Source organism: Mycobacterium syngnathidarum, assembly GCF_001942625.1.
Lineage (GTDB): Bacteria > Actinomycetota > Actinomycetes > Mycobacteriales > Mycobacteriaceae > Mycobacterium > Mycobacterium syngnathidarum.
Window position 1 is genome coordinate 297,440 of sequence record NZ_MLCL01000089.1, and the last position, 17,451, is coordinate 314,890.

Annotated in this window: 16 protein-coding genes; 2 read left to right on the top strand and 14 right to left on the bottom strand. The window is 65.7% G+C overall.

Annotated elements, in window-relative coordinates; all coding sequences use genetic code 11:
* Positions 1-49: 49 nt before the first annotated feature.
* The 6 genes from fusA to BKG60_RS27415 all read right to left on the bottom strand — a co-directional run bounded on the left by fusA (position 50) and on the right by BKG60_RS27415 (position 5,169).
* On the bottom strand, positions 50-2,152 hold the full coding sequence (fusA, locus tag BKG60_RS27390) for an elongation factor G (RefSeq protein ID WP_070944311.1): 2,103 nt from the start codon (positions 2,150-2,152) through the stop codon (positions 50-52).
* Positions 2,153-2,237: 85 nt separating this feature from the next.
* A complete protein-coding gene (gene rpsG / locus BKG60_RS27395) occupies positions 2,238-2,708 on the bottom strand; it encodes a 30S ribosomal protein S7 (RefSeq protein ID WP_003881868.1) in 471 nt (156 codons plus the stop codon).
* Positions 2,708-3,082, bottom strand: coding sequence for a 30S ribosomal protein S12 (gene rpsL, locus BKG60_RS27400; protein ID WP_003881867.1), 375 nt, complete (start codon positions 3,080-3,082; stop codon positions 2,708-2,710). Before rpsL ends, rpsG begins: the two co-directional genes overlap by 1 nt.
* 269 nt (positions 3,083-3,351) lie before the next feature.
* Positions 3,352-3,975 carry a TetR/AcrR family transcriptional regulator gene (locus BKG60_RS27405; RefSeq protein ID WP_019344482.1) on the bottom strand — a complete coding sequence of 208 codons (624 nt, stop codon included), beginning with the start codon at positions 3,973-3,975 and terminating at the stop codon, positions 3,352-3,354.
* Between the two features lie 79 nt (positions 3,976-4,054).
* The gene (locus tag BKG60_RS27410) at positions 4,055-4,582 is read right to left on the bottom strand and encodes a DUF3558 domain-containing protein (RefSeq protein WP_075910225.1); all 528 of its coding nucleotides are present in this window, start codon (positions 4,580-4,582) and stop codon (positions 4,055-4,057) included.
* Positions 4,583-4,584: 2 nt separating this feature from the next.
* The gene (locus tag BKG60_RS27415; protein ID WP_070944312.1) at positions 4,585-5,169 is read right to left on the bottom strand and encodes a DUF3558 domain-containing protein; all 585 of its coding nucleotides are present in this window, start codon (positions 5,167-5,169) and stop codon (positions 4,585-4,587) included.
* Between the two features lie 147 nt (positions 5,170-5,316).
* Here BKG60_RS27415 and BKG60_RS27420 point away from each other — a divergent pair, with 147 nt between their 5' ends.
* Both BKG60_RS27420 and BKG60_RS27425 read left to right on the top strand, forming a co-directional pair.
* Positions 5,317-5,679 carry a DUF3060 domain-containing protein gene (locus tag BKG60_RS27420; protein WP_371725697.1) on the top strand — a complete coding sequence of 121 codons (363 nt, stop codon included), beginning with the start codon at positions 5,317-5,319 and terminating at the stop codon, positions 5,677-5,679.
* A 31-nt stretch (positions 5,680-5,710) separates the two neighbouring features.
* Positions 5,711-6,127, top strand: a complete 417-nt coding sequence (locus tag BKG60_RS27425) for a DUF3060 domain-containing protein (protein ID WP_070944314.1) — start codon at positions 5,711-5,713, stop codon at positions 6,125-6,127.
* On the opposite strand, the gene BKG60_RS27430 is transcribed toward BKG60_RS27425, so the two are convergent.
* From BKG60_RS27430 to BKG60_RS27465, 8 genes are all read right to left on the bottom strand, one after another.
* Positions 6,124-6,891, bottom strand: coding sequence for a crotonase/enoyl-CoA hydratase family protein (locus tag BKG60_RS27430; protein WP_070944315.1), 768 nt, complete (start codon positions 6,889-6,891; stop codon positions 6,124-6,126). The genes BKG60_RS27425 and BKG60_RS27430 overlap by 4 nt on opposite strands.
* The gene (locus tag BKG60_RS27435) at positions 6,888-7,619 is read right to left on the bottom strand and encodes a PaaX family transcriptional regulator C-terminal domain-containing protein (RefSeq protein WP_070944316.1); all 732 of its coding nucleotides are present in this window, start codon (positions 7,617-7,619) and stop codon (positions 6,888-6,890) included. Before BKG60_RS27435 ends, BKG60_RS27430 begins: the two co-directional genes overlap by 4 nt.
* A gap of 1 nt (position 7,620) precedes the next feature.
* Positions 7,621-8,535, bottom strand: coding sequence for a crotonase/enoyl-CoA hydratase family protein (locus BKG60_RS27440; protein ID WP_070944317.1), 915 nt, complete (start codon positions 8,533-8,535; stop codon positions 7,621-7,623).
* An 87-nt stretch (positions 8,536-8,622) separates the two neighbouring features.
* Positions 8,623-10,251: an acyl-CoA dehydrogenase family protein gene (locus BKG60_RS27445; protein WP_070944318.1), complete on the bottom strand. Its 1,629-nt coding sequence runs from the start codon at positions 10,249-10,251 to the stop codon at positions 8,623-8,625.
* A 167-nt stretch (positions 10,252-10,418) separates the two neighbouring features.
* Positions 10,419-11,519, bottom strand: coding sequence for a phosphatase PAP2 family protein (locus tag BKG60_RS27450; protein WP_083339212.1), 1,101 nt, complete (start codon positions 11,517-11,519; stop codon positions 10,419-10,421).
* A gap of 65 nt (positions 11,520-11,584) precedes the next feature.
* Positions 11,585-12,337, bottom strand: a complete 753-nt coding sequence (locus tag BKG60_RS27455) for a deoxyribonuclease IV (RefSeq protein WP_070944319.1) — start codon at positions 12,335-12,337, stop codon at positions 11,585-11,587.
* Positions 12,338-12,432: 95 nt separating this feature from the next.
* Positions 12,433-13,257 carry a hypothetical protein gene (locus BKG60_RS27460; protein WP_239251663.1) on the bottom strand — a complete coding sequence of 275 codons (825 nt, stop codon included), beginning with the start codon at positions 13,255-13,257 and terminating at the stop codon, positions 12,433-12,435.
* Between the two features lie 195 nt (positions 13,258-13,452).
* Positions 13,453-17,406, bottom strand: a complete 3,954-nt coding sequence (locus BKG60_RS27465; protein WP_070944321.1) for a DNA-directed RNA polymerase subunit beta' — start codon at positions 17,404-17,406, stop codon at positions 13,453-13,455.
* Between the last annotated feature and the right edge of the window lie 45 nt (positions 17,407-17,451).

Here is a 17,451-nt window from a genome sequence, read left to right on the forward strand (position 1 = left end):
CAGTTTTGATGTGTTCAGTTGTGTGCCCGCGAGAGTTGCCGCGACGAGCTTACTGACCCGTCGCCTTCGCGATGATCTCCTTCGCCACGTTCGCCGGAACTTCGGCGTACGAGTCGAACACCATGGAGTAGTTCGCCCGGCCCTGGGTCTTCGACCGAAGGTCGCCCACGTAGCCGAACATCTCCGACAGCGGTACCTGCGCCTTGACGACACGCGCACCGCTGCGCTCCTCCATGGCCTGGATCTGACCACGGCGGGAGTTCAGGTCGCCGATCACGTCGCCCATGTAATCCTCGGGCGTCGTGACCTCGACAGCCATGATGGGCTCGAGGATGACCGGCTGGGCCGCCTGGGCAGCCTTCTTCAGCACCTGCGAACCCGCCACCTTGAACGCCATTTCCGAGGAGTCGACCTCGTGGTAGGCGCCGTCGAGCAGCGTCAGCTTCAGGTTCACCAGCGGGTAGCCGGCCAACACGCCGTACTGCATGGCGTCCTGCGCACCGGCATCCACCGACGGGATGTACTCGCGCGGGATGCGGCCACCGGTGACCTTGTTCTCGAACTCGTAGGTGGCACCGTCCTCGCCGATGAACGGCTCGAGGTCGACGAGCACCTTCGCGAACTGGCCGGATCCACCCGTCTGCTTCTTGTGGGTGAACTCGACCTTCTCCACCTTGCGGCGGATGGTCTCGCGGTAAGCCACCTGGGGCTTACCGACGTTGGCCTCGACCTTGAACTCGCGACGCATACGGTCCACCAGGATGTCCAGGTGCAGCTCGCCCATACCGCCGATGACGGTCTGGCCGGTCTCCTGGTCCAGGTGCACCTTGAAGGTCGGGTCCTCTTCGGCGAGCTTCTGGATCGCGGTGCCCAGCTTCTCCTGGTCACTCTTGGTCTTCGGCTCGATGGCCACCTCGATAACCGGATCCGGGAAGGTCATCGACTCCAGCACGACCTGTTGGTTCGGATCGCACAGGGTGTCACCGGTGGTGGTGTCCTTCAGACCGATCACGGCGTAGATGTGACCCGCCGAGGCCGACTCGACCGGATTTTCTTTGTTCGCGTGCATCTGGAACAGCTTGCCCAGACGCTCCTTCTTGCCCTTGGTGGCGTTGATGACCTGGGCACCGGACTCGACCTTGCCCGAGTACACGCGGACGTAGGTGAGCTTGCCGAAGAAGGGGTGCACAGCGATCTTGAACGCCAGAGCAGAGAACGGCTCTTCGGTCGACGGCTTGCGCAGAATCTCTTCGTCCTCCTTGCCGGGGACGTGGCCCTTGACAGACTCGACATCCAGCGGCGACGGGAGGTAATCGATCACGGCGTCCAGCATCGGCTGCACACCCTTGTTCTTGAACGCACTGCCGCACAGCACCGGGTACAGCTCGCTGCTCACGGTCAGCTTGCGGATCGCGCCCTTGATCTCATCGATCGTGAGCTCTTCGCCGCCGAGGTACTTCTCCAGAAGCTCCTCGTCGGTCTCGGCGACGGTGTCCAACAGCTCGCTGCGGTACTGCTCGGCCTTGTCGGCCAGGTCCGCGGGGATCTCGACGGTCTCGTAGCTCTCACCGAGCTTGGTCTCACCGCGCCATACCTTGGCGTTCATCTCGACCAGGTCGATGATGCCCTCGAACTCGTTCTCGGCGCCGATCGGCAGCTGGATCACCAACGGCTTGGCGCCGAGGCGGTCCTTGATGGTCTGCACGGTGAAGTAGAAGTCCGCACCGAGCTTGTCCATCTTGTTGACGAAGCAGATCCGGGGCACGTCGTACTTGTCGGCCTGACGCCACACCTGCTCGGACTGGGGCTCAACACCCTCCTTGCCGTCGAACACGGCAACGGCACCGTCGAGCACGCGCAGGCTGCGCTCCACCTCGACGGTGAAGTCGACGTGCCCGGGGGTGTCGATGATGTTGATCTGGTTGTTGTTCCAGAAGCAGGTGACGGCTGCGGAGGTGATGGTGATACCACGCTCCTGCTCCTGCTCCATCCAGTCGGTGGTCGACGCACCGTCGTGCGTCTCGCCGATCTTGTAGTTGACGCCGGTGTAATAGAGGATGCGCTCTGTCGTCGTCGTCTTGCCGGCGTCGATGTGCGCCATGATGCCGATGTTGCGGACCTTGTTCAGGTCTGTCAGCACGTCCTGTGCCACGGGATTCCCTTCGGGAAGATTACTGTCTAAAGGCTGATTTTGAATCTGGTCGCGGCTACGCCGCGCACGGAGCAAGCTCCGTGCGTCACCAGCGGTAGTGCGCGAAAGCCCGGTTCGCTTCGGCCATCTTGTGAGTGTCCTCACGGCGCTTCACAGCGGCGCCCAGGCCGTTGCTGGCGTCGAGGATCTCGTTGGCGAGGCGCTCGATCATGGTCTTCTCACGACGGGCCTTGGAGAAGCTGACCAGCCAACGCAGGGCCAGGGTGGTGGAGCGATCGGGGCGAACCTCGACCGGCACCTGGTAGGTGGCACCACCGACGCGGCGGCTGCGCACCTCGAGGGCGGGCTTGACGTTGTCGAGCGCGCGCTTGAGGGTGACGACCGGATCCGTGCCGGTCTTGTCGCGAGCCTGCTCCAGTGCGCCGTAGACAATGCGCTCGGCCAGCGACTTCTTGCCGTCCAGCAGAACCTTGTTGACCAGCTGGGTGACCAGCTGCGACCCGTAAACCGGATCGTTGACCAACGGGCGCTTCGGCGCGGGACCCTTGCGCGGCATCAGCTCTTCTCCTTCTTGGCGCCGTAACGGCTACGGGCCTGCTTGCGGTTCTTGACACCCTGGGTGTCCAGCGAGCCGCGGATGATCTTGTAACGGACACCCGGGAGGTCCTTCACACGACCACCGCGCACCAGCACCATCGAGTGCTCCTGCAGGTTGTGACCCTCACCGGGGATGTAGGCGGTGACCTCAACGCCGCTGGTCAGCTTTACGCGAGCGACCTTGCGAAGCGCCGAGTTCGGCTTCTTCGGGGTGGTGGTGTACACGCGGGTGCACACGCCACGGCGCTGCGGGCTGCCCTTGAGGGCCGCGGTCTTGACCTTCGCGACCTTGTCGCGGCGACCCTTGCGGACCAGCTGGTTGATGGTTGGCATGTACCGGCTTTCTCTGTGTTGCTTCTTGCTGTTTAAGTCTCTGTACTGCAGTTATCCCCCGGCCTTGTACCCCGCGGCCGGGCGTGTCGCACGTGCTCACACCAGTGGAATTCCGATGCGTGTTAGACATGCAAATTCGCCCGGCGTGCGGGCACGCTAGCGAAACACTCAGCCACGTGCGCCTTCCGGCCAGGCACGATCTACCACAATACCAGGGCTGGGCGCGACGAACCAAACCCGCTCACGACGACCTTATCCCAGGTCAGACGCTACGACTCCGACTGCCCCATCCCGGCAGCCAGTCGTCGCAGCATATCGGTGAACACCGCATCGGTGTCGATATCGTCCATAACGCCCGTCATTTCCAGCAGGACGAAGCCGTGCAAAGCCGACCAGAACTGCAGCGCGGCATAGAACGCGTCCTCGCCTTCCAACCCGTACGAGGTGAGGACCTCGATGACCGGCCCGGCCGCAGCCTTGGTGGCCGCCGAGTACTCCGGGTCGTCCCCGCCGAAGGGCATCCGCGTGAATGCCGAGTAGCGGCCCGGATGGTGATGCGCGTAGCTGCGGTAGGCGCTGGCCATGACCGCTACCGCATCGTCTCGGGTACGGCCGGCGCCGACGGTGTTGAGCATCTCGATGATGTCGTCGATCACCCGCATCCGGACCGTACGCCGCAGGTCGTCGAGGCTGTGCACGTGGTTGTAGAGCGACGGGCCCTTCGTTCCCAGCTGGCCGGCCAGGGCATTGATGGTCAGCGCATCCCAGCCCTCACGGTCCAGGAACGTCAGCGCCGCGTTGACGATCGCGTCACGGCTGAGCTTCGTGGTCCGCGCCGGCCGGGACTGGGAACGCCGGGTTCCAGCCGCCTGTGCCTCCGGCCGAGCTGACATGTGGCACTGCCTTCGAGTCGATGTGATTGACGCCCCGATTTGGGCCGCCGTGAAACTCTAGCCCCTCAGACAGCGCAGATCAGTTCACCCGGCCCTGACTGAGCCGGGCGAGTTTCTCGGTGACCTGGCACAGGTCGGGCAGGGTGGCCGGGTTCATCGTCTGAATCGACCAGGTGATGACGTCCAGTCCCTTGGCCACATAGACACTGCAGACATTGGGATCCGACGCGCGGAAGCCCTGGTGGCCGTCGATCGACAGCTCGGTCAGCGTGCGTCCGGCCCGGGTCTCCAGCGTCCTCTCGGTGTCCATGTCGCTGCCCCGGTACCACCAGGTGGAGATGCCCATCCCGGCACCGAAGGTGCCCAGTACCGAGTTCTCCTGCCAGAAACACCCGGTGTCGCTGACCACCGCCTTGGTGAACATCGACGAGCCGACGGCATCAGCGATGTCGGCGTCGGTGACGCCGTTGCAGTCCGTGCCGTGAAAGCCGTCGCCGCGAGCCACCGGTCCCGACGTCGACGCTGGTTCCGTCGGCGTACACGCGGCAAGGGCGATTCCGGCTGCGATGCCGACCAGACACCTCGCTGCGAGGTAGCGGTGCGCCATGGTCAGAGTTCCGATTGAAGAGTGGCCGAAAGCAATTTCTTGGCGTCCCGGCACGGATCACCTTTGCCCGCCTGCACAGCACCGCTCGCACTGCGGAACTGCACCCACCAACTGATCACGCCCGACCCGGCTGCCGCCGTCGCCGAGCAGGCCGCGCCCGTCACATCTCGACGGGCCAAGAACGCCTGATGCCGCTCGACCACCACATCGGTGATCTCCGCATCCCGACTACGGGCCACCGCCCGCTCACGATCCAGCGAGCCCTCCTCGAACCAGGAGAAGATCACGTCGAGCATCGCCGGTGAACTCGAATTGGGCTGCGGACCGGGCTGGGCGTTACGCGACAACACGTACTGGCAGACCGCGCCGCTGTAGGGGCGCACCACGTTGTCGGCGGCCAGGATCTCCTGGACCGTGCTGTCGACGAGCAGGCCACACCGGTCGTCCGCGTACCCGAAACTGCGATCAGGGTCGTCGGTGTCGGCCGACGCACGCCGGGCAGCGCCGTCGATGGTGTGCGAACACCCCGCGACGGTCACCACGGCTGTGACTGCCACGGCAGCAGCCTGAACAACACACCGACGCATTGCTGAACACGGTACCCAGCCGTGACACCGCACGCGACCTGTCGGCAACCGCCCGCCAAACTGGTCAACACTTGCCGACAGCGCAAGGGCTCCACGTACTCTTCTCCCAGCGGATCGGAAGGGGATCTCACCGTGAATTGGAAAGCTGTGGGCCGGATAGCTGTTGCCGGACTGCTCACGTTGCCGTTGGCGCTCACCATCGGCGCGCCCGGCGCGGCGGCCAAGAACGGTGACACCACCATCACCGGCCAGGGCGTCGAACAGACCATCGACTGCAACAACGCGACGTTGTTCGTCAACGGAACCGACATCCGGGTCAACGCGTTGGGCACCTGCTGGGCAGTGGCCGTGCAGGGGTCGTCCAACGTGATCGTCGCCGACAACGTCATCAACGACGTGACCGTGTACGGCTATGACCAGACGGTGTTCTTCAAGAACGGCGATCCCATACTCGTCGACCGCGGCCGCGAACTGGGGATGACAAACCAGATCAGCCGTGTACCCGCCTGACGACGCCTGAGCAAGAAAGCAGAGAAGACCCGTGCGTACCCGTTTCCCCCACACCCAGCTGATCCTCGGAGTCGGCGCGGCAGCGGCTGCGCTCAGCCTGGCGGCCTGCGGTTCCGAAAGCTCGGACACCACCACGCCCAGCGCCACCGCGGGCGAGTCGGGGGTCAATGTCGAAGTCGGCAACACCATCAACTACATGTCGGTCGGCACCACCACTGACATCGACTGTGCCGATGGCAAGTCGCTCACCGTGGGCGGCACCAACAACACATTGACGGTCAAGGGCACCTGCGCCAACGTGAACATCGGCGGATCCGACAACAAGATCACGTTCGAGCGGATCGACAAGGGACTGACGATCTTCGGGCTGAACAACACCGTCACCTACGACGCGGGCGACCCGAAGATCAACAACACCGGCAGCAACAACAAGGTCAACAAGGGCTAGTCTGCGCTGGCCCCGTGCCGGCCGGCGCCTGAGGCAAACCGTCCGGCACCATGGGCGGCCTCATCTGCGACACGGGCGATGCTGGCGAATTCGAATTCCATTGCCGCCTGCTCCGATTCGCCCCACTGATGATGGGCCGAAAGCCGGTCGGCCCGCAGACATTGCTGAGGTAGCCGGGCCAGCTCGACGGCCAGTTCCTCGGCGTGCTGACGGGCTTGACCTTTGGGCACCACCCGGTTGGCCAGGCCGATCGCATGAGCTTCGTCGGCGTCGACGGCGCGTCCGGTCAGAATCAGATCCATGGCGCGGCTGTGCCCGATCAACCGGGGCAGCCGCACGGTGCCGCCGTCGATCAGCGGTACACCCCACCGGCGGCAGAACACCCCCATCACGGCGTCCTCGTCGACCACCCGCAGGTCACACCACAGGGCCAGTTCCAGTCCCCCGGCCACCGCGTGGCCGCTGATCGCCGCGATCACGGGCTTCGACAACACCATCCGGCTCGGCCCCATGGGCCCGGGGCCGGCAGGATCGAGCCGGTTCATCTCCGGCGTGCCGAATGCCTTGAGATCGGCTCCCGCACAGAATGTCCCACCCGCGCCGGTCAGCACCGCCACGGCGGCGTCGTCATCGCCGTCGAACTGTTCGAACGCGGCGTACAGGGCCGCGGCGGTAGGGCCGTCGACCGCGTTGCGGGCATGCGGCCGGTCGATGACGACCGTGGTCACCGGTCCGTTACGTTCCACCCGCACAGCGTCGGTCATGTCGCCTCCATCAGTTCGGTACCGTCGCGCCGCTCGACGAGTTCGGCGGCAAAGTCGTTGTACGCCTTGCGTAATTCAGCACCCGGCCAGTTATCCGGCAGCAGCTCGTCCGGCAACACCGGGTCAGCCAGCAGGTGGCGCACGATCCCGGCGGCCGCGACGAACCGGCCCGGGACATCGGTCGCGTCGGCCATCTCGTGCAACAACTGCTCGCCGGTGCGCCGCCAGCCCGGTAGATCCCACAACCTGGCGACCAGGCCGGACGGATCCTCATCACGAGCGTGCAACAGCCGCACCCGGTCGGTGATCTCCTGGGGCAATACCTGCTCGAGGTTGTCCGGGCGCATCCACACCCCCTCACGCAGTTCACCGAAGCGGTACTGCTGCAACGTATTGCGCAGGGAAGCCCGGGTCCGGGCATCGGTGCCGACGCTGGTGATGACGAGGGTCAGCCACTGCCCGTCGTACCCGCGAAGCCGCGGGTCGATCGCGTCGTCCTGGCGGCGCTGGCGGGTCAGCAACCGGTCCGAGAGCCGGTAGCCGTCCTCGGAACGAACCAAGTCCCCGGCACTGACCATCCGGGTCAGCGCAACCCGTAGTGTCGGCTCTTTGATGTCGAAATCGGCTGTCAGCCGGACTAATTCGGCAGCGCTGGCCCAGGCCGGATGCGCACCGAGCAGCACGCTCAACACCACCGAGCGGGCCGTCATCCGTTTGAGCCCGGGCATCTCAGACCCCGGACGCCCTACGCCCGTGGTCGCCCATCGGCTCGTCGCGGTGACGCACCGCTTCGCGGAAGCCGTGCTCAACCGCGTCGGCGACGAAAGCGTGCCCTTCAGGAGTGTGCCGGGCGACGCCGTCGAACACGGTGCTGACCATCCGGCTGGTTGCCACCCCCTGCTGCAGCAGGGCCGTGTTGCAGGCCAGCTTGGCCATGATGAGCTGATTGACCGGCATCGCGGCGATGCGTGCGACGAGACGCTCGGTGCGCTCATCGAGATATTCCGGCTGAGGCGCCTCGACAGCCAGACCCCACTCAGCGGCCTGCGCTCCGGTGATGCAATCTCCGGTGAACAGAAGGCGTTTGGCGCGTTGATCCCCCAGCCGGTGCGCCCACAGGCCTGCGGCCGGAACACCCCAGACCCGCATCGGCGGATAGCCGATCTTGGCATCGGCGGCGGCGATCACCTGGTCGGCGTGCAGAGCGATGTCGGTTCCGCCGGCCACGCAGTAGCCGTGGATCTTGACCACGGTCGGCTTGTCGGCATGCATCAGGCTGGAGAAGCCGCGCACGAACCGGCTCATCATCTGGTAGTCGACCATGGGATCCCACGGTTGATCCGGAAGATGGTTGACGGCCTGGGTTTTACCCGACAACACGGTCCCGTCGTAGCGATGGCCCCCGGCCTCACCCGTGCCGTCGGCGTAGGCGGACAGGTCGAAGCCGGCGCAGAAGCCCTCACCGCGGCCCGATACCAGGATCACGTGCACATTCGGATCGAGGTCGGCACGCTCGACCAGTGCCTGCAGTTCCAGCGGAGTGTCCGCCACGATCGAATTGCCTTTTTCGGGGCGGTTGAAGGTGATTCGGGCGATCCGGTCGGTGACCTCATAAGTCATGGTCTTGAGCGTGTCGACGGTCATTCGCTCACCTCTCCCCGCGAGCAGACGCAGACTCGCATGAAGTGGCCCCTAATTGTGCGAGTTTGTGTCTGCTCGCCATGGAAAGGGTCATCCCTTGACCAGCGCCCGCTCGAGGATCGGCGCGAGGTCCAGCCCGGTCGGCAAGGTGCCGAAGGCCTGGCCCCACTGCCCGCCGAGCCGGCTGGCCAGGAAGGCCTCGGCCACCGCCGGATGTCCGTGACGCACCAGCAGCGCGCCCTGTAGCGCCAGCGAGATGTCCTCGGCCACCTTACGACCGCGGTACTCGATCGTCTCCAAGTCGGCCAGGTCGTTCTGCAGGGTGGTGACATGGCGGTCCAGCCGCGGGTCCTGTCCGGCGGTCTTGGACAGTTCGTCGAACAGCACCTCGACGCTCTCCGGCCGGGTAGCCATGGCGCGCAAGGTATCCAGCGCGCTGACGTTGCCCGAGCCCTCCCAGATACCCATCAGCGGGGCCTCGCGGTACAGCCGCGGCATACCGGAATCCTCGACGTAGCCGTTGCCGCCCAGGCATTCCATCGCCTCGGCGGCGTGCGGGGTGGCGCGCTTGCACACCCAGTACTTGCCGGCCGCCAGGCCGATACGGCGCAGCAGCGCTTCCCGCTCGTCGCCGCGGACCGCCTTGTCGGTGGCACCGGCCATCCGCATCGCCAGCATGGTCGCCGCTTCGGCCTCCACGGCCAGGTCGGCCAGCACGTTGCGCATCAGCGGCTGATCGATCAGATAGGCGCCGAACGCCTTTCGGTGCTGGGCGTGGTGCACGGCGCGGGTCAGCCCGCTCCGCATGCTGGTGGCGCTGCCCAGCGTGCAGTCCAACCGGGTGAGGTTGACCATCTCGATGATGGTCGGCACGCCGCGGCCCTCCTCGCCGACCAGCCAGGCGGTGGCGCCGTCGTACTCGACCTCGCTGGAGGCGTTGGCGTGGTTGCCGAGCTTGTCCTTGAGGCGCTGCAGGAACATCCGGTTGCGGCTGCCGTCGGGCAGGATGCGCGGCAGGAAGAAACAGCTCAGGCCGCCCGGGGCCTGTGCGAGAACCAGGAAGATGTCGCACATCGGCGCCGAGGTGAACCACTTGTGCCCGCGCAGCGAGTAGGTGCCGTCACCGTTCGGCGTGGCTTCGGTGGTGCCGGCACGGACGTCGGAGCCACCCTGCTTCTCGGTCATCGACATGCCCGCCGTGATGCCGGCTTTGGTCGTGGCGAGCTTGAGTTCGGGGTCGTACGCCCGGCTGGTCAGCAGCGGCTCGTAGATGGCCGCCAGCTCGGGGTTGAACCGCAGTGCGGGCACCACGGCGTAGGTCATCGAGATCGGGCAGACGTGCCCGGGCTCGACGGTCCACACCGAGGTCTTGGCGGCGCGGACCACATGCGATCCCTCGCGCTCATCGGCCCACGGAGCGCCGTGCAGGCCGTGGGTGACGGCCACGTTCATCAGCTCGTGGTAAGCCGGGTCGTACTCGACTTCGTCGATCCGATAGCCGAGGCGGTCATGGGTGTGCAACACCGGCTGGTTGCGGTCTGCCAACTCACCCCAGCGTTGAGCCTGGGCGCTGCCGTTGATCGCGCCGAGCTCGTGAACCTCGTCGATGCCCCACTCCCCGCCTTCGCGGATCAGTGCCTCGGCGAGCACCGGTGAGGTCGCTGAGTTGTAGCCCTCCAATACGGGGACCTGATTGGTGACTACATGCGTATCAGCCATGAACCCAGTGTTACAAATTTCCGACAGTCGCACAATAGTTGTAATAATGGCGGGGGTTGGCCTGGCCACGCCGTGCCCTTGCCCGCCAATGTCACGTCCGCGTGGCTCCCGATCGCGGGAGCCACGCTAGCGTGACAGAAGACCTGCAGACCGCGGCTCGCGAGCGCTCAGACCCGATCGGGTTCGGCAGTCGACAGATCACCGCTTTCATCAGCCTGTGCCGACCGTCGCGCTTCGTAACGACCCAGCGCGAACATCACCACGCCCGCCAATGCCCAGCCGAGCAGGATGTCGATGACATAGTGCTCAGCCGTGTACACCAGGGTGAAGGCCATGATGAGCGGATAGGCCACGAGGAATGGCCTCCATCCGCGGTTCACCCGGCTCCACAAGAACACCGCAACGGCGGCGGTCAGGCCCGCATGCAGGGACGGGATCGCCGCGACGAGGTTCACGCTCGCCTGCCCCTGGTCGATCAGCGCGGTCGCGGAGTGCAGATTGAGCTTGCCCCAACCCCGGGTGACGATCCTCTCGATCCACGCGTGCGCACCGTCCTGGCTGGTGTCCACGGCGCCCAGCAGCCCGCCGTCGACCGCGTGACGCGCCGAGCGGAACATGCACCTGGGCCCGGATGGGCCACCATCGACGTCGGCGGCCGTGCACCGGGCCGCGGCCCACGGCGGCGCGGCCGGCAACAGCGCGTAAACCGCCAACGCGGTGAACGACAGCCCGACGAACAGTCGGACAAACCGCTTCCATTCCTCGCGGTCGCGCAGCCACAGCACCCCGGCGACCACGTAGGGAAGGATGAAGAAAGACATGTAGACCGTACTGATCACGACTTCCCACCACGGCGGGTGCAGCTGTTTCAGCCGTTCCTGCAACCACACCGTGGGCACGGTGCCGAAGAACATCCAGCGATCCGCGTCGACCTGCCAGTGCCACAACGTGGGTCGGCCGACCAGGGTGGCCGCTCCGCGGCTCAGGTCGTAGGCAACGAGCACCAACGCGAACGGCAGCCAGTCCCGGACGACGTACAGCATCCGTCTGCCCTGCCCGATGCTCGCGACCAGCAGACCCGTGCAGATATAGACCAGCAGCAGCTCGCGGTTGAACGCGAAACCGTCGGTGGCGGTCCGGTAGATCACGACGCCGGCCCACACCGCGATCGCCGCGTAACGGACGAACCGCAGACGGTTGCCGCGCGGCGGCGGAGGAGGATCCGGAGCGAGCGGCAGCGCAATTGATGGCCGGTCAATCGCGGTCACTCGGGTGAGCGTAGTTCACCGATCGGTCATCGCACGTTTGACCGGCGTTCGCTATCGAATTGTGATCAACCGACGTGCTCGCGCAGGAAGTTGATGTCGTCCTTGCGGCCTTCCTCGGCCGTTTCGCAGATCACCGGCGCATCGGCGGCCTTGACCACCGCGGCCAGCAACTGCGGATCGATCTGGCCGGCACCGAAATTGGCGTGGCGGTCGGCGCCGGAACCGGCCGCGTCGCGCGAATCGTTGCAGTGCACCAGGTCGATGCGCCCGGTGATGGCCTTGATGCGGTCCACCGCGTCGATCAACGCCTCCCCCGCCGCCCATGCGTGGCAGGTATCGAGACAGAACCCGATGCCCTTGTCCCCGATGTGGTCCCACAACCTGGCAATGGTGTCGAAATGCCGGGCCATCGCGTGATCGCCGCCGGCTGTGTTCTCCAGATAGACCGGCACGTCGGTGTTCAACGCATCAAGGGCCTTGACCCAACGTTCGAACCCGGCCTCCATGTCGTTGTCATCGGCATGCCCGCCGTGCACGATCACCGCGGTGGCGCCGACCTCGGCCGCCGCGTCGCACGTGTCCTGCAGGATCTTGCGGGACGGAATCCGCACCCGGTTGTTGGCCGAGGCCACGTTGATCAGGTAGGGCGCATGCACGTACAGGGGCACCGTCGACGCCTTGAGCACCGCCGCATCCTCGCGAGGCTTCGGCTTCTTCCAGCTCTGCGGGTTCCCGAGGAAGAACTGGACGACGTCGGCGCCGTCCGCGGCGGCCGCGGCCAGCGGGTCGGTGTTGTCTACGTGTGAGCCGATGAGCACGCCGCCAAGTCTAGGTGGGCACGGTGACACCCTTCTCCGCCGAGCAGACGCGTATGTCCCGCTGTCCCCGGCGTGTCGGGGACATTTGTGTCTGCTCAACCGGCTAAACGAGGACGCTCGAGGTGGTGGCGAACTCTGGCAACCAGGTCCAACGGATTGCGCCGCACATCATCGACCACGAGCGGGATCGACGTCCAACCGCACTCCTGCAGCCGGGCGACCTTCAGCCGGTCATGCTTGAGAGCCGCAGGGCTGGCGTGCCATTCCATGCTCTCGTACTCGGCGACCACCATCGCATCCGGCCAAGCGAAATCGACGCGCCACAGCTTGCCGTACAGGTCAACGATTTCGTACTGCAGCTCAGGTAGCGGCAACCCACCGTCGATGAACACCAATCGGGCTTCGCTCTCCATCGGAGACTCCGCGCGGCCGTCGGCGTACTCGATCAGCTCCCGAACGTTCACGATGCCGCGGCGCCCTTTCTGTTCGCGTATCGCTGCGTCGAGTTCCCCGTCACCGCAGGTGCCGCTGCGCATAGCGGCGTCGAGGACCGCCAGCGCACGCGGCCGGCGCAAGGTCCTCGCGATTTCTACGGCCGTCCATCCCGGAGCCGTCGCCAACCGACCTTGCACACGCTGCAACGGCGCTCCGATTCTCTGGTGCACCATCAGGCCGGCAGTCGGGCGCATTCGGACACCGGGATCAAGTACATGGAGGCGGGCATCGCTCTCGGTTCCGAAGCCGTACAGGTCGGCTGCGGTGTGCAGGCAGGCGACCATCGGCTTTCCGGCTATCAGGTCCAGCCCGGCGAGGCGGTCCAGGGTGTCCGGTGGGGTGAGCGCATAGATCCCGTGCCACACCCTGATGATGGCCCCGACACGCAGATGCTGCGCGAGAGTCTTTCGGGACATCACTCCCATCAGCTGCCGGTGGGTAGCCACCCCGCCGTTGACGGCGAACACCTCATCGATGAACACCCGTTGATCGTGCTTGTGCTCCCACCGCTGCGAAAGTCACCGGGCTCGCTGGCTGTGGATAACTTGCCGAGCAGACGCAAATGTCCCCGACACGCCGGGCGTGCGGGGACATTTGCGTCTGCTCGCGCAGAGAAGTGACTAGCGGTAGTCCGAGTATCCGTAATCGTCCAGCGGCACCGCGGCACCGGTGGCCGCACCGAAGTCCGGGCTGTAGTACTGATCCTCGTAGGACGGGATCGTGTACGCCGCAGCGCGGGCCTCTTCGGTCGGCTGCACCTGGATGTCGCGGTAACGGGCGATGCCGGTACCGGCCGGGATCAGCTTGCCGATGATCACGTTTTCCTTCAGACCCTGCAGCTTGTCGCTGCGGCAGTTGATCGCCGCATCGGTGAGCACGCGGGTGGTCTCCTGGAACGACGCCGCCGACAGCCACGAATCCGTGGCCAGCGATGCCTTGGTGATACCCATCAGCACCGGACGTCCGGCCGCGGGCTCGCCGCCCTCGGCCACGACGCGACGGTTCTCGGTCTCGAACTCGGCACGCTCGGTGAGCGAGCCGGGCAGGAACTCCGTGGCGCCCGAGTCGATGATCGTGACGCGACGCAGCATCTGCCGGACGATGACCTCGATGTGCTTGTCGTGGATCGACACGCCCTGGGCCCGGTAGACCTCCTGGACCTCCTTGACGAGGTGGATCTGCACCTCGCGGGGGCCCTGGACACGCAGCACCTCGTGCGGATCGGCGGAGCCTTCCATCAGCTGGTCACCGACCTCGACGTGGTCACCGTCGGACAGCACACCTTCGGAGCCGTCTTCGTGGGTGATCACGCGCAGGCGCTGACGCTTGGAGAGCTTGTCGTAGACAACTTCCTCGCCACCGTCGTCGGGAACGATGGTGATCTTGAAGAACTTGTCGCTCTCCTCCAGCCGGACCCGACCCGCGACGTCGGCGATGGGCGCCTTGTTCCGCGGGATACGAGCCTCGAACAGCTCCTGCACGCGAGGCAGACCACCGACGATGTCGGCGCCACCGGTAACACCACCCTGGTGGAAGGTACGCATGGTCAGCTGGGTACCGGGCTCACCGATGGACTGGGCGGCGACGATGCCGACGGCCTCGCCGATGTCGACCAGCTTGCCGGTGGCCATCGAACGGCCGTAGCACTTGGCACACACACCGGCAGCCGAGCCACAGGTCAGCACCGAGCGCACCTTCACCTGCGAGATGCCGGCAGCCAGCAGCGCGTCGATGGCCGGGTCACCCAGGTCATGGCCGCGCTCGATGACGACGTTGCCGTCGGCATCGACTGCGTCGGTGGCCAGGGTCCGGGCGAACGCCGAGGTCTCGACGTGTGCGTCGCGGATCAGCGAACCGTCCGCAGCGCGCTCGGCCAGCGTGACGACGATGCCGCGCTCGGTCTCGCAGTCGTTCTCGCGAACGATGACGTCCTGCGACACGTCCACCAGACGACGGGTCAGGTAACCCGAGTCGGCGGTACGAAGAGCGGTGTCGGCCAGACCCTTACGGGCACCGTGGGTGTTGATGAAGTACTCCAACACCGTCAGGCCCTCGCGGAACGAGGACTTGATCGGGCGCGGGATGAACTCACCCTTCGGGTTGGTCACCAGACCCTTCATGCCGGCCAGGGTGCGGGTCTGGGTGAGGTTACCCGTGGCGCCCGACTTCACGATCGTGATGATCGGGTTGTCGGCCGGGTAGTACTCCTCCAGCGCCTTACCCACCTCTTCGGTGGCGTCCTGCCAGATCTTGACCAGGGACTCGTTGCGCTCGTTGTGGTTCAGCGCGCCGCGCTGGTACTTGCGCTCGATCGCCTCGGCCTCGGCCTCGTGCCGCTCCAGGATCTCCTGCTTCTGCGGCGGCACCAGAACGTCGGCCATCGAAACCGTGACACCCGAACGGGTGGCCCAGTGGAAGCCGGCGTCCTTGAGCTTGTCGACGGTCTGCGCCACCACGATCATCGGGAAGCGCTCGGCCAGGTCGTTGATGATCCGGGCCTGGACCTTCTTGTGCATCTGCTCGTTGACGAACGGGTAGCCCTTGGGCAGCAGCTCGTTGAAGAGCACCCGGCCCAGCGTGGTCTCGGCGGTCCAGGCGTCGCCCGGCTTCCAGCCGTTCTCGAACAGTTCAGCCTCGACGTTGGCCGGCGGACGCGCGTCGGTCAACCGCACCTTGATCTTGGCGCGCACCGACAGGGCACCGCGGTCCAGCGCCATGATGGCTTCGGCCGGGCTGCTGTACACACCCTGCTCCGGCGAATCCTTGCCGGCCGGCGCGTACTCGCCGAGATCCCCGGCCACCTCGGTGGTCAGGTAGTACAGACCGGTCACCATGTCCAGACGCGGCATGGCCAGCGGCTTACCCGACGCCGGGGACAGGATGTTGTTCGAGGAGAGCATCAGGATGCGGGCCTCGGCCTGCGCCTCTGCCGACAGCGGCAGGTGCACGGCCATCTGGTCACCGTCGAAGTCGGCGTTGAATGCCTCACACACCAGCGGGTGCAGCTGGATGGCCTTGCCTTCCACCAGCTGCGGCTCGAAGGCCTGGATACCCAGGCGGTGCAGGGTAGGTGCACGGTTCAGCAGCACGGGGTGCTCGGCGATGACCTCTTCGAGGACATCCCACACCTGCGGACGCTGACGCTCGACCATGCGCTTGGCGCTCTTGATGTTCTGCGCGTGGTTCAGGTCGACCAGCCGCTTCATCACGAACGGCTTGAACAGCTCCAGCGCCATCAGCTTCGGCAGACCGCACTGGTGCAGCTTCAGCTGCGGGCCGACCACGATGACCGAACGGCCCGAGTAGTCGACGCGCTTACCGAGCAGGTTCTGACGGAAGCGGCCCTGCTTGCCCTTGAGCAGATCGGACAGCGACTTGAGCGGACGGTTGCCCGGTCCGGTGACCGGACGGCCGCGACGGCCGTTGTCGAACAGCGCGTCCACCGACTCCTGAAGCATGCGCTTCTCGTTGTTGACGATGATCTCGGGCGCACCCAGATCGATCAGTCGCTTGAGCCGGTTGTTGCGGTTGATCACGCGGCGGTACAGGTCGTTCAGGTCGGAGGTGGCGAACCGGCCACCGTCGAGCTGAACCATCGGACGCAGCTCCGGCGGGATCACCGGGACGGCGTCGAGCACCATGCCCAGCGGGGAGTTGCCCGACTGCTGGAAGGCCGCGACAACCTTCAGACGCTTGAGGGCGCGCAGCTTCTTCTGGCCCTTGCCGCTGCGGATGGTCTCCCGCAGGTTCTCGGCCTCGGCCTCGATGTCGAAGTTCTCGATGAGCTTCTTGATCGACTCGGCACCCATGGCACCGGTGAAGTACTCGCCGTAGCGGTCCTGCAGCTCGCGGTAGAGCACCTCGTCGACGATGAGCTGCTTGGGAGCCAGCTTGGTGAAGGTGGTCCAGATCTCGTCGAGCCGGTCCAGCTCACGCTGGGCCCGGTCACGGAGCTGACGCATCTCACGCTCGCCGCCGTCGCGCACCTTGCGGCGCACGTCGGACTTGGCACCCTCGGCCTCGAGCTCGGCCAGGTCGGCCTCGAGCTTCTGGGCCCGGGCCTCCAGGTCGGAGTCACGCTGGTCCTCGACGGCCTTGCGCTCGACGGCCATCTCGGCCTCGAGCGTGGACAGCTCGTTGTGGCGCATCTCGTCGTCGACCGAGGTGATCACGTAGGCCGCGAAGTAGATGATCTTTTCCAGATCCTTCGGGGCCAGGTCGAGCAGGTAGCCCAACCGGGACGGGACACCCTTGAAGTACCAGATGTGCGTGACGGGTGCGGCCAGCTCGATGTGGCCCATCCGCTCACGGCGCACCTTGGCGCGGGTCACCTCGACGCCGCAGCGCTCACAGATGATGCCCTTGAACCGGACGCGCTTGTACTTGCCGCAGTAGCACTCCCAGTCGCGAGTCGGTCCGAAGATCTTCTCGCAGAACAGGCCGTCCTTCTCCGGCTTCAAGGTGCGGTAGTTGATGGTCTCCGGCTTCTTGACCTCGCCGAAAGACCAGTTGCGGATGTCGTCCGCAGTGGCCAGGCCGATGCGGAGTTCATCGAAGAAGTTGACGTCTAGCACGTAACTCCCTTTCCCCTTGCGGGTGTTGAAACTTGACTACTGGGC

Excerpts from the sequence above, each read along its gene's own strand:
- rpsG (WP_003881868.1), bottom strand. The coding sequence starts at position 2,708 with ATGCCGCGCAAGGGTCCCGCGCCGAAGCGCCCGTTGGTCAACGATCCG.
- rpsL (WP_003881867.1), bottom strand. The coding sequence starts at position 3,082 with ATGCCAACCATCAACCAGCTGGTCCGCAAGGGTCGCCGCGACAAGGTC.
- BKG60_RS27405 (WP_019344482.1), bottom strand. The coding sequence starts at position 3,975 with ATGTCAGCTCGGCCGGAGGCACAGGCGGCTGGAACCCGGCGTTCCCAG.
- BKG60_RS27410 (WP_075910225.1), bottom strand. The coding sequence starts at position 4,582 with ATGGCGCACCGCTACCTCGCAGCGAGGTGTCTGGTCGGCATCGCAGCC.
- BKG60_RS27415 (WP_070944312.1), bottom strand. The coding sequence starts at position 5,169 with ATGCGTCGGTGTGTTGTTCAGGCTGCTGCCGTGGCAGTCACAGCCGTG.
- BKG60_RS27430 (WP_070944315.1), bottom strand. The coding sequence starts at position 6,891 with ATGACCGACGCTGTGCGGGTGGAACGTAACGGACCGGTGACCACGGTC.
- BKG60_RS27435 (WP_070944316.1), bottom strand. The coding sequence starts at position 7,619 with ATGCCCGGGCTCAAACGGATGACGGCCCGCTCGGTGGTGTTGAGCGTG.
- BKG60_RS27440 (WP_070944317.1), bottom strand. The coding sequence starts at position 8,535 with ATGACCGTCGACACGCTCAAGACCATGACTTATGAGGTCACCGACCGG.
- BKG60_RS27445 (WP_070944318.1), bottom strand. The coding sequence starts at position 10,251 with ATGGCTGATACGCATGTAGTCACCAATCAGGTCCCCGTATTGGAGGGC.
- BKG60_RS27460 (WP_239251663.1), bottom strand. The coding sequence starts at position 13,257 with ATGGGAGTGATGTCCCGAAAGACTCTCGCGCAGCATCTGCGTGTCGGG.